We start from the raw sequence: 582 nt of genomic DNA, 5'->3' as shown, positions 1-582 counted from the left end.
TTTCCGTTAGTTGGTGGCTGATTTTTTTCGAAAACAGTACACTAGTGACCAACGAACGCCACCGGCGCTTATGAGTAATGACAGGGCCAGGCTTGCGATCGGTCATTTCGCTATCAACGTCTCTACACTGGACCGCGACAAAATCCGGGGCTTCAATCTGGATGCGTACATTCCCAGCATCCTCTGAAACGCTTAAGACTTGGATATGAATACCATCTCCAATCATAATATTTTCACCTTCGCGGCGAGTCAGAAAGAGCATACGATTTTCCTACTTGTTGTCCAAAACAGCGGCTATCCAGCATTTCGCGCCGTTGTACTCATCACCGCCTTCGGCAATGAAAATGTGATCTGCCTCATTCACAGCGTATACGCCTGGGCTCTCATCGCTCGGGTCACGCAAGGAATCCTTCCAGCCGTACACCGCGCCTTGCCAGATCAGCACGACGCCGCCACGGTGATCCTGGTTAGCATTTCGCCATTTTCTGGCAGTTGCACGAAGCCCTTCACTAAGATTGGTCATGGCTAATTTTTTCCTATTGCCCAGCAAGGTATTGGGCCACCTAGGGAAACTCTGAAAAA

2 protein-coding genes are annotated in these 582 nt (G+C 49.8%); both read right to left on the bottom strand.

The genetic code is table 11. The annotated features are described in order from the left end of the window. A partial coding sequence (locus DW49_RS1000000131490; RefSeq protein WP_024421559.1) for a carbon storage regulator occupies positions 1 to 262 on the bottom strand: 262 nt, incomplete at its 3' end. A gap of 9 nt (positions 263 to 271) precedes the next feature. Then, entirely contained in the window at positions 272 to 523 is a 252-nt protein-coding gene (locus DW49_RS0127855) for a hypothetical protein (RefSeq protein WP_024421558.1), read from the bottom strand. Positions 524 to 582: the final 59 nt, after the last annotated feature.

This window comes from Pseudomonas avellanae BPIC 631 (assembly GCF_000444135.1).
GTDB lineage: Bacteria > Pseudomonadota > Gammaproteobacteria > Pseudomonadales > Pseudomonadaceae > Aquipseudomonas > Aquipseudomonas avellanae.
The sequence above is the reverse complement of the archived record's forward strand: the minus strand, read 5'-3'. Positions and strand labels throughout refer to the sequence as shown.